This window comes from Paraburkholderia sp. DD10 (genome assembly GCF_049177125.1).
GTDB classification, from domain to species: Bacteria; Pseudomonadota; Gammaproteobacteria; order Burkholderiales; family Burkholderiaceae; genus Paraburkholderia; species Paraburkholderia terricola.
The window spans coordinates 1484349-1497510 of sequence record NZ_CP185392.1 but is presented as its reverse complement, the minus strand read 5'-3'; the positions used below and the strand labels follow the sequence as shown (position 1 = coordinate 1497510).

Sequence of the window (13162 nt, the reverse complement as noted above, 5' to 3'; positions counted from 1 at the left end):
AGCATATCGACGCATCCAGCATCCACGCCGGCAGTTCGCGAGAGAGCCCGCCCGGCACGTCAAGATGAACGAGCTGGTTGCCCCGGCGCCCGCTGCGTCGCGTCACCCGGAATTGCTGACCGTGCGCGGGGTGCCATGGATATGCGATGACCGCAACCTGCGAACGGTATGTTGAATGTCGTGTGGCTCGGTGACCTCATCAAGATTTTATGGTGGAGCGGTGACGGCATGAACCTGTACGCGAAGCGACTCGAGCGTGGACGTTTCGTGTGGCCGCAGGCGGACTCGGGAACAGTCCATCTGTCAGCCGCCCAACTGTCGATGCTGCTCGAGGGGATTGACTGGCGGCATCCAGAGCGGACGTGGCAGCCGACGCACGCCGCGTAACGCCGGGTGCGGGAACGCACAAGCGCGTGGGCTTCATTTACACTGGCATGCATGCCAGCCAATCATCTGCCCGATGACATCGCCGCTCTCAAGCGCATCGTCGCCTCGCGCGACGAGACCATCGCGCAGTTGCTGGCCGAGATCTCGCGACTGAAGCGATGGCAGTATGGCCGCTCATCGGAGCGCATGACAGAACTGATGGACCAGTTGCAGCTCGCGCTCGGTGAGCTGCCTGTTCCTGAACCAGATATGGCAGCACCGGCGAAGGCGCCTGATGCCGACGCGACTGCGGATACGTCGGCCACCACGAACCTTATTCCACTGCGCCGCAAACCGCGGCACTTCCCTGCCCATTTACCTCGCGATACGGTTGTTCATGCGCCGTCAAACTGCGGATGCCCGGAATGCGGCAAACAGATGCGTGCGCTCGGCGAAGACGTCTCGGAGGTGCTCGACTATGTGCCCGGCTACTTCAAGGTACTGCGTCACGTACGTCCGAAGCTGAGCTGCCCGCGCTGTGCTGCAGTGGTGCAGGAGCCTGCACCTTCGCGACCGATAGCGCGCTCGATGGCGGGTGCCGGGCTGCTCGCGCAGGTCGTCGTCGCGAAGTACGCTGACCATATGCCGCTGTACCGGCAGGCCGGCATCTATCGCCGCGCGGGCATCGAACTGGACCGGGCAACACTGGCATCGTGGATTCGTGAAGCGGCTGCGCTGCTGCAACCGCTGTCCGATGCGCTCGGTGGTTACGTGCGCGCCGCAGACAAGATCCATACCGACGACACGCCCGTGCCGGTGCTGGAGCCGGGGCGTGGCAAGACACGCACGGCGCGCCTGTGGACCTATGTGCGCGATGACCGCCCGGCAGGGAGCCGCGCGCCGCCAGCGGTCTGGTACAGGTACTCACCCGACCGCAAAGGTGAACGACCTCGGGAACATCTGGCGGGCTACACGGGAATCCTGCAGGCAGATGCCTTCAGCGGGTATGACGCGCTATATCGTGACGGCACGGTCATCGAGGCCGGGTGCTGGGCGCATGCGCGGCGCAAGTTCTACGACCTGTACAAGCTGGACAGCTCACCAATTGCCGAGGAAGCACTGCGCCGCATTGGGGCGCTGTATGCCGTTGAACGCGAGGTTCGCGGCCAGACGCCGGACGTGCGCCTGTCTGCGCGTCAGCTGCGCTCGGCCCCATTGCTCGCTGAACTGAAGGCCTGGTTCGAACACACGCTGTCACAGGTATCGACGAAATCGGGGCTGGCGAAGGCGATCAGATACTCGCTGGGACACTGGCATGCACTCATACGCTATTGTGAAGACGGGCGCGTCGAGGTGGACAACAATACGGCGGAGCGCGCGATCAGGCCGCTGGTTCTCGGCAGGCGCAATTATCTGTTCGCAGGCTCCGACGGCGGTGGCCAAAGCGCGGCGGTGATCTATAGCCTGATCGGTACGGCGCGCCTGAACAGCATCGAGCCGTTTGCCTACCTGCGCACGGTGTTTGAGCGCATCGCCGATCATCCCATCAACCGCATCGACGAGTTGCTGCCGTGGCGCCTGATGCCGGCTGCACACATCGAGCAGCAAGCCGCCTGACAATCAAGCCGATGGTCCAACCCCGCAAACCTGCCGTGCGCCTGGTCAAGGCGCCAGTGCCCGATTACGTACTGCGCGCTGAGCTGAAGTACATTAAGCCGGCGATCTGGCGACGAATCATCGTTCCCGGCTCGATCCGGCTGGACAAGCTGCATGTCGTGCTGCAACTGGCCATGGGCTGGGAAGGCGGGCACCTGCACGAGTTCGTCTTCGGCGAAACCAACTATGGTGAACCTGATGACTTCGGATTCCAGAGCAATCCACCGATGCTCAATGAAGCACGGGTCACGCTGGCGAAGGCGCTGGGCGGGCTGAAATCATTCACCTATATCTACGACTACGGTGACAACTGGCAGCATCGGATCAAGGTCGAGAAGGCGCTGGTGCCTGATCCAGACATGAGCCGGCCGCTATGCCTAGACGGGCAGAATGCGTGTCCGCCGGAAGACGTCGGTGGAGTGCCAGGATATGCCGACTTCCTCGAAGCGATCACCGATCCGACGCACGAGGAGCACGACCACTTCCTCGAGTGGTGTGGCGGCAGCTTCGATCCCGCCGCCTTCGATCTCGTGCTCGCGAATCAGCGGCTCTCAGAGGTCAAGTTCTGATCGTCAAGACGGCCTCAGATTGACGCTTACTTGTAGCCAGATGGATAAGTGCTTTGGTTTGCATGAATCGGCGTCACGCGACGAACGACGGGATCTCATCGTAACGATAACGCAAGGTACTTGGGCGCCCGAGCGGAATGGCCGCTTTCGGGAATATCGAGGGACCGTTACGGGTCGTTCACGGTCGGCCCGGAAACCGGTGACCGTCATGGAGCGCAGGGGAATGGTCATCAAAACGCAGATGCACTATGCCATTGGCGGAACCGCCCTCGCGCAGCACACGCATTGCTGTCTCGCGCCAGGATCCTGTCGCTTGTGAGACAGCCCTCGTTTTGGCGCCCTCTCCTGCGTTACTTGGTTCGTCATCTGTTTTCGGCGAAGGCGCGTCATTGCGGCCTGAGGTGCAGATCGTTGCTCACGGATCGCACCCCCGGCACGCCGCGCGTCACGGCAAGCGCTTTCTGGATCTGTACCTCCGAATCCACGTATCCCGACAACTGCACAACGCCCCGATACGTCGCGACGCTCATCGGCAACGCTCTCAACCCCGGTTCCGCGACGAGCGCCCGGTGCACCCTGATGGCAAGCGCAGCGTCGTCAGTGGCGATCTCCCGCGGCGCGGTCGCGGACGGCGTCGCCGTCGACTTACAGCCGATGGTGAAAACGAACGCGGGCAACGCGAGCGCCGCGACGATCAGCAACCGGCTTTTGATGTATGGCGCGTTTCGCATGTCGGTCATGACATTAAATTGGTGCATCAGGCAGGGACCGCGCCATGAAGGGGATCTAAACGCACAACGCATAGCGGGCACTTTCCGTCGATATACAACGTCAACGAAGTGGTTTTCATGGCCTCTTCCCTCTGCGGATGATTCCGTTGTTTCTGCCAGAAAGGAAAGTAGATCGGTGCGAATCCGCCGTCAAACGTTATTTCTCTCTAAAGCGTCAACCGCGGTGCAATCCGCGTAGCGGAGCACATCGACGCATAAATTGGGAGCGTGGTATACGAGCGCGCCAACGACGTCACTTTTCTAGCGGCAAGTCCATTCGACGCACTTCTGCTCGGAAGAATTGGCCAGGGTGGACGATATCAGCCCACACCGGCCATCCGAGACCAAAGAGAATGAACGGCCGAACGTCGCATTGTTCAAGTAGGCGATAGAGACGGGCAGATACTCTCTATCGCCGCGTGGTCACGCTGTCTTAGCCGGACAAACCAGATAAAAGAGCATCCCACACAGCAATAGGAAGGCTGAAAGGATATACATACCCACCTGAATGCCAGAATAACCGATGATCAATGACCCCAATACGCCGGACAAACTACCACAGGAATTGATCAGCGCAAGCCCCGCTGCGGCCGCCGAACCAGACAGGACTCGACCGGGCAACGTCCAGTAGATCGGCATCAAGGAAAGAATCCCAGATGCGGCCATCGTCAGCATCGCAAGTGAGAACCAGAACTGATCATGAAAGAGGGTTGCCAGAAAAAGACCGGTGGAAGCCAGTAAAACAGGAACCATTCCATGCACGCGCATCCGACCAGACCTTTCAGCTTTCTTGGCGTTGAAAAACATGCAGAATGCAGCGGCGCCGAAAGGAATGGCGGTGTAGAGCCCAACGTGAAAGCTGTTATCGATGCCGGAGTTCCTGAAAAGTGTCGGCATCCAGAAAGTCAAGCCGTAAAATCCGGTGTTGAATAAAACCATGACTACAATCAGCGCATAGACTTTGCCGGATTTAAACGCATCCGCAACGCGATGCGACTTGTGCGCGGCCTCGCGGGCAACGTTGGTCTCGATGATTCTCTTTTCACTGTCGGTGAGCCACTTGACTTCGCTCGGTTTATTCCTGAGCAGCAGTAGAATGACCACGCCGAGAACAACCGAAGGCAGACCTTCAAGGATAAACAGCCACTGCCATCCCTTGATTCCCACCACGCCGTTCATGGATTCAAGAATCGCCCCTGAGATCGGTGCACCAAGCACAACTGCGATCGGCAACGCCATCAGGAACAGTGAATACATCCCGCTTTGACGCTTCGAAGGCAGCCACGTATTCGTGTAATACATCACACCGGGAACAAATCCAGCCTCGCAGACGCCCAACAAGAAGCGAAGCGAATAAAAGACCGGTTCACTCCTGGAAAATATCATCAACATGGACACGATTCCCCACGTGATCATGATCCGTGCGATCCACGCTCGCGCGCCGACCTTTTGCAAAACGAGGTTGCTGGGGATTTCGAACAGCATGTACCCCCAGAAGAAAACGCTGGCGCCGACAGCAAAAGACGCATTGGTCAAACCAAAATCAGCCGCCATCTGAAGTTTGGCAAAACTGATATTTACTCTATCGAGGTACGACAGAATAAATCCGATAAAAAACAACGGTACAATCCGGAGGATGACCTTCTTATAAAGGGCATCCTCCTCTTCAATACTTATGCTCGAACTCATGTCGAGGGTGAGATCTGCTTTCATGGTTGTCTCCTCCGATGAAAACAACGGATATAGCGGCGCGGCAGTGGTCGAATTAATCAACTGGTATGGGCGTCAGGAGAAATGACCGCGGCGTACGACCAAAGAATCACCGCAGTATATTTGTGCGGGCCACGGGCCATCGGTATTCACGAGTCCGTGGACGTTCCTACCTTTGCCGCCGCCAGAGCCAACACCTCAGACCAAACGGTGTCATCCACGACGATTCCGTTTTCGCGTTGCTCGTTTCGCGTCCTGAGGGCGCTTTGTCCCGGGTAGAGCACCTCTCGGCTATCCTCAGCCAGTTCCGAGCTATTGACGTAGTCCGCAACGCTATCTGCGACCTGGTTCGTAAAAGCTTCGCCTCCAAGCTTTCGCGGATCGATCAGAATGAAAATCTGCGAGCAGCCTGTGCAGCTACCCTCTTGAATCTTGTCGATTTCGTTTGTTGCCAAACCCTCGGAGAGGACCGCAGCAAGCACATCGAGGATGATCGCGAAGCCGGAGCCCTTCCAATACCCCATCGGCAGGATTCGCATCGAAGCCTCGATCGGACCGGGTTTGACCGTGAGGTTGCCATGGCTGTCGAAACCCGCCGGGAAAGACATGTCTTTTCCCTTGAGTCGGGTGACTTGGAGCTTGCCGTAGGAGTACTGGGACATTGCCATGTCGAGGACAATATTTCCCTTAGCTCGCGGCACGGCCATCACGAAGGGGTTATTCCCAACCCGCGTATCCTTGCCTCCCCAGGCGGGCATGCAAGACTCGGTGTTCGTCCAGCTAATCGCGATGTAGCCGCGATCCGCCGCTCGCCAACCGTAGGCGCCACCCCGCATCCAATGCGTCGTGTTCCGCAGCGCGACGATTCCCACCCCCTGCTGCTCCGCAATCTCCATCGCACGGTCGGTGGCAAAAAGTGCGTTCAGAACCCCAGGCCCACGGTTGCCATCGTAGACCTCAATCGCGCTCAGACTTTTAACCAGCGAGGGCTTCCCTTCGAGATTGATCCACCCCTTGTTCACGTAGTCCACAAATCGAGCGACACGATTGACGCCATGAGAGTTGACTCCATCACAGGTCGACTCGGTATGGATGCGAGCACACGTCTGTGCGTCCTGCTCATTCATACCGGCGTTCAGAAACGCTGACGTGATCACCTTCTGCATCTCCGCCAAAGGAATGCGGCTCATATTGCTTGTCTCCAGTGTTGCTCGGTGCAACTTGCATTCGAACGTAGGTAGGCGCGCAACGACGCTAGACGTCCGCGGGAGCGGTCCAACGGGATCTCCGCACAAATGGCGCACCGCGTCCGGTCACCCGTTCGAGCTACCATACCAGAATGGTGAATCGCGGCAAGGGTTTTGTGTGGCCTGCGTACGGGGTCGTTCGACGGCGTCCCTCTGTCAGTCACAGAAGTTGCAGCCGCCCTACCGCCCCGCACTCCGCATGGCGCTTAGGGTTGCCGACCGGCGTCAGATCGAAAAACTGCGGCTGATCTCACGAAAAGTCCTCTCGCGGTTGTTCTCGAATTCGGGAAAGTCCTTACGTCGAGACAACGGCGGACAAGCTCAAAACCCCTTGCACAAACAGCTTTTACAGAGAGGAATCCCAGTTTCGATTATTGTCAGGCTTGTATGGTAAGGATGCGTATGATGGGCAGCCGGCTCGTACATTGCAGCGAAAGTCGAGATGACGAAGATGCGCGAACTCGTCGCTGCTATGCACTGGCTGATCGGTCTCGCTGCGGTCGCCATTGCGTATGCGGTCGTCGCCGAGCCTTCGGCGTTCGGGCTCGCGCCTCCGCGCGTCACGCAGACGGCCCGCTTGGGCAGTGCGGCAAATGAGCGGCGAGAATGAAATAGCTGCTGCGCGCAGGAAAGACGGCAACCGGCTTCGCCAAGACGCTGCAAATCACTTGCGTATGCAGCGGGTAAGCACGCTCAGGCTAATCGGCCTTGCTCACCAAGCTCCACGAGCGTATCAACGACGTGCCGTACTTTTGGTCGCAAATGCGCCACCTTCGGCCAGACAGCATGCACGTCGATGAGTTCGTTTGAGATGTCATCGAGCACGGAGCGAAGCGCCCCTGTCTCCAGGTGCGGCCTCAACAATGACATCGGCATTTGGCAGAGCCCTAAGCCAGCAAGAGCCGCCTCGACGATGGAGTCGCCATCACTTATCTGATGAGTTCCTGGAGGTGAGAAGCGCTTCGCTTCACCGCCGATGCGTACTCGCCACGACAAAGGCTGTCCACGTCTATAGCCGACGATACACGAATGTCTATCGACGTCTTCAAGCTGGCCAGGTGTGCCTCGCTGCTCGAGATATTCGGGCGACGCCGCAATCGCCATCCTTTGCCTGGTAAGGCGACGTGCGACGAGGCCGCTTGAGCTTTGAAGTTCTCCGAAGCGGACTACAAGGTCGACGCCTTCCTCAATTGGATCGATGAGATGGTCCGAAAACGTCATCGTGAGCTGCAGGTCGGGATGCTTCCGCGCGATGTCCAGCAAGATTGGAACGAGTATGCGGCGCCCAAACGCTGCTGGCATGTCGATGCGAAGCCGACCGACCGGACGATGGAGTTCCGGCCCGAGCGCGGTTTCTGCCGTGGAAATTTCGTCGAGGGCGGAGGCGCACGCGGCGAAGTAGGCTTCGCCATCGGCTGTGAGGGAAATGCTCCGGGTAGTGCGATGGAAGAGTTGAGCGCCCAGGCGCTCCTCCAGCTTCGCAATCGCCTTTCCAACAGCGGACTTTGTCAGACCGAGCTGCTCGGCGGCGTCCGTGAAACTGCGTGACCGTGCCGCCGTGACGAAGATAACAATGCCACTAAAGCTGTCGACCTGCGCCATATCCACCCCTATTGAAGAGTTTGACTCTTCATATAGGGCGGTGAGCTTTCCATTGTCAACCCGGCATGACCCATAGACCGCGCAATGCGGCGGGGATTGTTCAGATTCTCACCGCGCAGCCCGAATTCGCTGCCTCGATGGCAGCGTTCGCGATGCGCAGCGCGCGGATACCGTCCCTGGGCGTTGCCGGCATCGGACCGTTCTGTCCGAGAGCCATCAGGAAATGGTCGAGTTCGACCCTGTAAGAGTCCGCATGTCGCTCAAGGAAGAAATTGAGGAGCGGCTCGCGGGCCTCCGTCCTTTCGCTCGTCCAACGGCGCAGGCTGGATGGGCGATGGTTTTCATTCAAAACCATTCCCTTTGAACCGAAGACTTCAAGACGTTGGTCGAAGCCGTACACAGCCTGACGCGAACCGTTTATATGACACTGCTTGCCCGACCCCGTACGAAGTAACACCATCACGCTGTCATAGTCCGGGAGCTCTTCCAGGCCGGGGTCGACCAGTCGATTGCCCATCGCCATCACCTCGACCGGGTCCTCGCCGAGCAGCCAGCGAGCCGTGTCGAAATCGTGGATGGTCATGTCACGGAAAATGCCGCCGCTGTGCCGAAGATATTCGCGCGGTGCAAGCCCTGGATCGCGGCTGGTGATGATGACCTGGCGGACGTCACCGACTTCACCTTCATCGATAGCCTGCTTCAGGCGCATCGCGTCGGGGTCAAATCGACGATTGAATGCCAGCATCACGCGGCCATTGAGGCGCTCGATTTCCTCGACAGCCGCCAGAGCGCGGTCAATATCGAGGTCGATGGGCTTCTCGCAGAGCACGGGCTTACCCAGCCGGACCGCTTGCAATGTCAGGTCAATGTGGGTGTCGGTCGGTGTTCCGACAATAATGGCATCGACGTCCTCGCGGTCAACCACTGACTTGCAATCGAGCGACGCATCGCAGCCGAGGTCAGCGGCGAGCGCCTCGACGGCCTCTTTGTACGGGTCTGCAACGACGACGAGCTTCACCCGGCGGTCTGCTGCGACATTAGCAGCGTGGATTTTTCCGATGCGGCCAGCGCCGAGAACGGCAATTCGTAGCATTTGAGTCTCCAGTCATTCGTCGACGCATCGAGGTGCGCCGACTGTTCAATGTTGCTTACAGAAGCCTAGGACGTCCGTCGTCGGCCTGTACTCACTCTTGTCTCCACCGGCGCCTGTGCCTCAAACCAACGATCGTTCGGGCCAGCCCCAGCACCGTCGGAGAGCTGTCGGCTAAGACGCAGGATGTCATCGAGGCCAAAGTCCTGGACGTCGGGAAGCCGGTCGCCGCGCGCTGCGGCCACAGCTATCGCAATGCGTAATCCATTCAAGCGCTCGCGCATCAACAATTCCAGTGCTTCGACGAGAAACGCTCGCTCTCTTGGCGACACGTTAGAAGCGAGGAAGCGGTCATAAGCCGACATGCGCTGGTCCTCTGGACAATGTCTCTGTGAAATCCGTTCGCGACCCGGCCCGCTCAAATGAGGCTGCGGATACTGCCACCATCGACACCCCACACCGCCGACGTGACGAACGACGCGAGGTCTGAAGCCATGAATACGATCACATTGGCTACTTCATCAGGCTGCCCCAGTCGGTTGAGCGGCAGGTGGCGCAATGACAGTTCGTGCTCGACAGCGTCCTTGGGCGCCATACCATGGAACTTTCCCATCGTGTCAGCGAAGCCGCCTTCTTTCGTCCAGAACGGCGTCCAGACCGGTCCCGGTGCAACGGCGTTCACGCGGATCTTTGGCGCCTCGGCCCGGGCAAGGCCTTTCGTTAAGGCAAGCACCGCGGCCTTCGATGCGGAATAGTCAATCGGGACAGGCTCAGGCTGCCGCGCCAGGTCCGACGCGTTGTTGATGATGACCGCCTTCTCACGGTTTCGGAGCACGGGCAGCAGGTAGCGACATGTCCGCACGTAACTCATGAAGTTGAGATTCATCGTGAAATCCCAGTCCTCGTCCGAGAGCTCGTCGAACGTGCGGACCTTACCGGCGCCGACGTTGTTCACCAGCACGTCGACCTGGCCGTTGTATGACTTCAGGGCTGCATCGACACCGCTTTTCACCCCTTCGGCCGTGGACAGGTCCGCCTGTGCAATCGACACTTTCACGCCGAGCGCTCTGAGTTCCAACTCGGCTTCGTTCAACGCGTTAATGTCGATGTCGATGAGGCAAAGCCGCGCGCCTTCGCGTGCAAAACCCAGTGCTGTGGCCCGTCCGATGCCTTGCGCACCGCCCGTGATGAGCACGATCTTCCCGTCCAGTCCTGTCCGCATGATGTCTCCACTCAGATGTTATGTTCGGTGCGAACTCCAGAAATTGAGAGCTTCGCCATCCGGTTTGCCCTCTTCGAGGACGAACGCTTCCCGCTCCTGGCATACCGCGAGGAGCGCCTTGACCCAAAATAAAGCAATCGTGTTAGCGGTTGTCTACCCGCTTGATGAATGGCCTGATATCGACCGACGCCCAGATTCCTGCCTTGTTGAACGGGTCCGTATCGACAAACTTCCGGATCTCTTCGATGCCATCGGCTTCGTAGAGAAAGAAACTTCCAATCATCGTTTGCCCGTCCGATTTCGTCAGCGGACCGGAAATCAGTGTCTTCACCGGCGCGGTCTGCAGGTACGCTTTGTGGGCGTCATAGATTTCAAGGCGACGCTCGACCATGTTCGAATGGTCGAGGCAATAGACGGTGAAATGCATTGTTGTCTCCCTGCTTCGGTGCGTGGGTCAGGCCGAGGCCGCACGGGGTGCGACGCCGTCAAAAGCATTCTGCAAAAGCTTGAGAAGCGCGTCGTGCTGAATCGGACGCGGATTCCAATAGGGGTTTGAGCTGGCAATGTCCGCGGCCTTCGATACATCCTCAGGCGACATGCCGATGTCTTTGAGCGCCAGCGGTGCACCGCAGCGCTTCGCGAGTTCATAGACACCGATGGCGGCGTCCTCCGAACCCAGCGCACGTGCAATCCGTTCCATCGCTTCCGGTGCAGCATGCCGGTTGTAGGCGAGCGCGTGTGGCAGGACGATAGTGTGCGTCTGCGCGTGAGGAAGATTAAAGCTTCCGCCGAGCGTGTGACACAACTTGTGATGAAGGGCCATGCCAACGCTGCCTAACACCGTTCCGCAGAGCCAGGCGCCATATTGAGCGTCGGCACGAGCCTCAACGTCGTGCGGGTCGGCGACGATCGCGGGCAAGGCACGCGCGAAAGCGGCGATGCCTTCTTCCGCCATCAGACTGGTCACGGGGTTTGCATCGCGCGAATACAACGCTTCCGCCGCATGGGCGATCGCGTTGATCCCACTGGTGACCGATAGCGCGATCGGGAGTGACATGGTCAGGTCGGCATCGTAAATCACGATCTTCGGTAGAACCCGCGGGTCTGTACCGGTCTTCTTCAAGCCGGCGTCGGTGATGCCGTAGATGGGTGTCATCTCACTGCCGGCGTACGTTGTCGGCACGGCAATAATCGGAAGGCCCGACGCCAGCGCGATGGCCTTGCCCAGGCCAATCGTCGAGCCGCCACCAACAGCAATCGCACAGTCTGCGTCCAGTTCGCGAGCCAGCGCACGAGCTTCCTTCGCCAACTCGAGCGGCACATGCATGACCGCCCGGTCGAATACTCCTGCGGCACGTGCACCGAGGCGGGTCGCCACGGCTTCGCCCGTTTCCTTCTGTTCGGGGCTGCACAGAATGAGAGCCCGCTCCGACTTCAACTCGAGCATTTCCCGCTCAAGGTGCTGCAGGCTACCGGGGCCAAACACGACTCGCCCGGCCCGCGCCTGATATACAAACTCACGCTTTTGCATGAAGAAACTCCGCTTTAGGCTCGGCGCTCACACCAGCGTCTGCCAGGTAATCAACCTGGAATCGCGCGGTGCGCAGATCCCCGAGCTCGTTGCGCACGCGCAGGTGTTCCGGATGCGACGCGTACGCCTCCAAGGCTTCCTGCGAGTCGAATTCGGTGACAAGAACCGCGTCGCATGCGTAGTCGACCCGGCTATGGTCGAGTCCGACTTCAAGGTGACTCATTCCCGGAATCCGGCCCCGCAATCCTTCGAAGCCCGTTTTCACGCGGTTGGAAGCGGCCAGACGCTCGGCCGGCGTGTCGCCCCGAACACGCCACATGACGATATGCCGAATCATGCATGTACCTCCGACGGGTTGAGCACGAAGTCATATTCAAGCGAGTACCACGGGACAGAGATGTCTCGGCCATCGGGTGCGACGCCTGGTTCGTGTCGCTTCCACTCCGAGATGAGCGACGAGCGCACACCGAATACAACGTCCGAATCGAGGTACTGGTCGCCGTCCCGGAACACGTGAGTGATGAGTGTCTGGTAACCGGGCGCTTCAATCATGAAATGCAGATGCGCGGGACGCCACGGATGACGGCCGACCGCCGAGAGCATGCGACCCACGGGCCCATCATGGGGAATGGGATACGCCTCAGCCAGAATAGAGCGGAAGTTGAAGAATCCTTCGGCGTCCGTTCTCAATCGGCCTCGCGCGCTATGGACCACGTTGCCAGCTTCATCCTGGTTCTGCACGTCATAGAAGCCGTCTTCGTCCGATTGCCAAACATCGAGCTGCGCGTTTCCGACGGCTTCGCCGCCTGCACCACGCACCTGGCCGCTTACATAGCAAGGCGCGCCTTTGGCTCCGTTCGAGATGTCGTCGCCGTTACTGTAGAACGGAGCGCCCTCGACGTAGAAAGGCCCGAAAACCGTCGCTTCCGTGCAGTTCGCGGGTTTGCGATTGTTCTGGGACGTGACCAGCATCGAGAGCCCCAGCGTATCGGACAGAAGGATGAACTCCTGTCGCTTGTCGTCAGTGATATGACCGACTTCCGTCAGAAACTTGACTGCCTTGAACCACTCGTCCTCGGTAAGGTGGACATCGCGGGCAAAGGCGTGGAGATGCTGAACCAGGCTCGTCATCACCGTCCTCAGTCTCGGGTTCCCGCAGTTCGCGAATGAGGCAATGACGGCTTGTGTGATGGTGTCTTCGTTGATGTTGCGCATCGTGCGTGTCTCCGTTGTGCGCTCAGGCGTCTCAGAACGAAAGGTAAAGGGTCGCTTGGGTAAATAAAATGCCCAGAAGTGAAATGACATTTCCTCCTGAAGGAAAAATACGTTCGCATGCGTGGGAGAGCGCGAACTACCGAACACCAGGCCCTCCCGTTTTGCGTCGAATTGTAGAATTTTC

Annotated in this window: 14 protein-coding genes and 1 pseudogene; 4 read left to right on the top strand and 11 right to left on the bottom strand. The window is 59.0% G+C overall.

Going from position 1 to position 13162, the window contains the following annotated elements; translation table 11 throughout:
* Positions 1-168 precede the first annotated feature (168 nt).
* Genes tnpB through ACOCG7_RS06840 form a run of 3 tightly spaced genes read left to right on the top strand, consistent with a single transcriptional unit; the run spans position 169 to position 2591 of the window.
* Positions 169-387: an IS66 family insertion sequence element accessory protein TnpB gene (gene tnpB, locus ACOCG7_RS06850; protein WP_073430808.1), complete on the top strand. Its 219-nt coding sequence runs from the start codon at positions 169-171 to the stop codon at positions 385-387.
* Positions 388-438: 51 nt separating this feature from the next.
* Positions 439-1983, top strand: a complete 1545-nt coding sequence (tnpC, locus tag ACOCG7_RS06845) for an IS66 family transposase (RefSeq protein ID WP_114163687.1) — start codon at positions 439-441, stop codon at positions 1981-1983.
* An 11-nt stretch (positions 1984-1994) separates the two neighbouring features.
* Positions 1995-2591 carry a plasmid pRiA4b ORF-3 family protein gene (locus ACOCG7_RS06840; protein ID WP_073430804.1) on the top strand — a complete coding sequence of 199 codons (597 nt, stop codon included), beginning with the start codon at positions 1995-1997 and terminating at the stop codon, positions 2589-2591.
* Between the two features lie 386 nt (positions 2592-2977).
* Here the strand turns inward: ACOCG7_RS06840 and ACOCG7_RS06835 are convergent, their stop codons facing one another.
* The 3 genes from ACOCG7_RS06835 to yiaK form a co-directional block, all read right to left on the bottom strand.
* Positions 2978-3322 carry a BON domain-containing protein gene (locus tag ACOCG7_RS06835; protein ID WP_073430308.1) on the bottom strand — a complete coding sequence of 115 codons (345 nt, stop codon included), beginning with the start codon at positions 3320-3322 and terminating at the stop codon, positions 2978-2980.
* Positions 3323-3784: 462 nt separating this feature from the next.
* Entirely contained in the window at positions 3785-5074 is a 1290-nt protein-coding gene (locus ACOCG7_RS06830) for an MFS transporter (RefSeq protein ID WP_114164574.1), read from the bottom strand.
* Between the two features lie 146 nt (positions 5075-5220).
* Positions 5221-6261, bottom strand: a complete 1041-nt coding sequence (yiaK, locus tag ACOCG7_RS06825) for a 3-dehydro-L-gulonate 2-dehydrogenase (protein ID WP_114164575.1) — start codon at positions 6259-6261, stop codon at positions 5221-5223.
* A 466-nt stretch (positions 6262-6727) separates the two neighbouring features.
* Between yiaK and ACOCG7_RS06820 the strand changes: the two are divergent.
* Positions 6728-6874 (top strand): annotated as a pseudogene (locus tag ACOCG7_RS06820) (NAD(P)(+) transhydrogenase (Re/Si-specific) subunit beta); the annotation flags it as partial.
* Between the two features lie 137 nt (positions 6875-7011).
* Here the strand turns inward: ACOCG7_RS06820 and ACOCG7_RS06815 are convergent.
* From ACOCG7_RS06815 to ACOCG7_RS06780, 8 genes are all read right to left on the bottom strand, one after another.
* The gene (locus ACOCG7_RS06815; RefSeq protein WP_421377365.1) at positions 7012-7920 is read right to left on the bottom strand and encodes a LysR substrate-binding domain-containing protein; all 909 of its coding nucleotides are present in this window, start codon (positions 7918-7920) and stop codon (positions 7012-7014) included.
* 100 nt (positions 7921-8020) lie between these two features.
* Complete coding sequence (gene iolG / locus ACOCG7_RS06810) at positions 8021-9013, bottom strand: inositol 2-dehydrogenase (protein WP_114164577.1); 993 nt, start codon at positions 9011-9013, stop codon at positions 8021-8023.
* 65 nt (positions 9014-9078) lie between these two features.
* Entirely contained in the window at positions 9079-9375 is a 297-nt protein-coding gene (locus ACOCG7_RS06805) for a hypothetical protein (protein WP_421377364.1), read from the bottom strand.
* Between the two features lie 53 nt (positions 9376-9428).
* Positions 9429-10232, bottom strand: a complete 804-nt coding sequence (locus ACOCG7_RS06800) for an SDR family NAD(P)-dependent oxidoreductase (protein ID WP_421377363.1) — start codon at positions 10230-10232, stop codon at positions 9429-9431.
* A 142-nt stretch (positions 10233-10374) separates the two neighbouring features.
* Positions 10375-10659 (bottom strand): YciI family protein, encoded by a 285-nt coding sequence (locus ACOCG7_RS06795; RefSeq protein WP_114164579.1) that lies wholly within the window; start codon positions 10657-10659, stop codon positions 10375-10377.
* Between the two features lie 27 nt (positions 10660-10686).
* On the bottom strand, positions 10687-11763 hold the full coding sequence (locus ACOCG7_RS06790; protein WP_114164580.1) for a maleylacetate reductase: 1077 nt from the start codon (positions 11761-11763) through the stop codon (positions 10687-10689).
* Complete coding sequence (locus tag ACOCG7_RS06785; protein WP_073430258.1) at positions 11750-12100, bottom strand: Dabb family protein; 351 nt, start codon at positions 12098-12100, stop codon at positions 11750-11752. The genes ACOCG7_RS06790 and ACOCG7_RS06785 overlap by 14 nt, the downstream gene beginning before the upstream one ends.
* Positions 12097-12978 carry an intradiol ring-cleavage dioxygenase gene (locus tag ACOCG7_RS06780; protein WP_114164581.1) on the bottom strand — a complete coding sequence of 294 codons (882 nt, stop codon included), beginning with the start codon at positions 12976-12978 and terminating at the stop codon, positions 12097-12099. The genes ACOCG7_RS06785 and ACOCG7_RS06780 overlap by 4 nt, the downstream gene beginning before the upstream one ends.
* Between the last annotated feature and the right edge of the window lie 184 nt (positions 12979-13162).

Bases quoted from the DNA above. Each gene is read 5' to 3' on its own strand.
- ACOCG7_RS06835 (WP_073430308.1), bottom strand. From the start codon at position 3,322: ATGCGAAACGCGCCATACATCAAAAGCCGGTTGCTGATCGTCGCGGCG.
- ACOCG7_RS06815 (WP_421377365.1), bottom strand. From the start codon at position 7,920: ATGGCGCAGGTCGACAGCTTTAGTGGCATTGTTATCTTCGTCACGGCG.
- tnpB (WP_073430808.1), top strand. From the start codon at position 169: ATGTTGAATGTCGTGTGGCTCGGTGACCTCATCAAGATTTTATGGTGG.
- ACOCG7_RS06800 (WP_421377363.1), bottom strand. From the start codon at position 10,232: ATGCGGACAGGACTGGACGGGAAGATCGTGCTCATCACGGGCGGTGCG.
- ACOCG7_RS06780 (WP_114164581.1), bottom strand. From the start codon at position 12,978: ATGCGCAACATCAACGAAGACACCATCACACAAGCCGTCATTGCCTCA.
- ACOCG7_RS06830 (WP_114164574.1), bottom strand. From the start codon at position 5,074: ATGAAAGCAGATCTCACCCTCGACATGAGTTCGAGCATAAGTATTGAA.
- ACOCG7_RS06840 (WP_073430804.1), top strand. From the start codon at position 1,995: ATGGTCCAACCCCGCAAACCTGCCGTGCGCCTGGTCAAGGCGCCAGTG.
- iolG (WP_114164577.1), bottom strand. From the start codon at position 9,013: ATGCTACGAATTGCCGTTCTCGGCGCTGGCCGCATCGGAAAAATCCAC.
- ACOCG7_RS06790 (WP_114164580.1), bottom strand. From the start codon at position 11,763: ATGCAAAAGCGTGAGTTTGTATATCAGGCGCGGGCCGGGCGAGTCGTG.
- ACOCG7_RS06785 (WP_073430258.1), bottom strand. From the start codon at position 12,100: ATGATTCGGCATATCGTCATGTGGCGTGTTCGGGGCGACACGCCGGCC.
- yiaK (WP_114164575.1), bottom strand. From the start codon at position 6,261: ATGAGCCGCATTCCTTTGGCGGAGATGCAGAAGGTGATCACGTCAGCG.
- tnpC (WP_114163687.1), top strand. From the start codon at position 439: ATGCCAGCCAATCATCTGCCCGATGACATCGCCGCTCTCAAGCGCATC.
- ACOCG7_RS06795 (WP_114164579.1), bottom strand. From the start codon at position 10,659: ATGCATTTCACCGTCTATTGCCTCGACCATTCGAACATGGTCGAGCGT.
- ACOCG7_RS06805 (WP_421377364.1), bottom strand. From the start codon at position 9,375: ATGTCGGCTTATGACCGCTTCCTCGCTTCTAACGTGTCGCCAAGAGAG.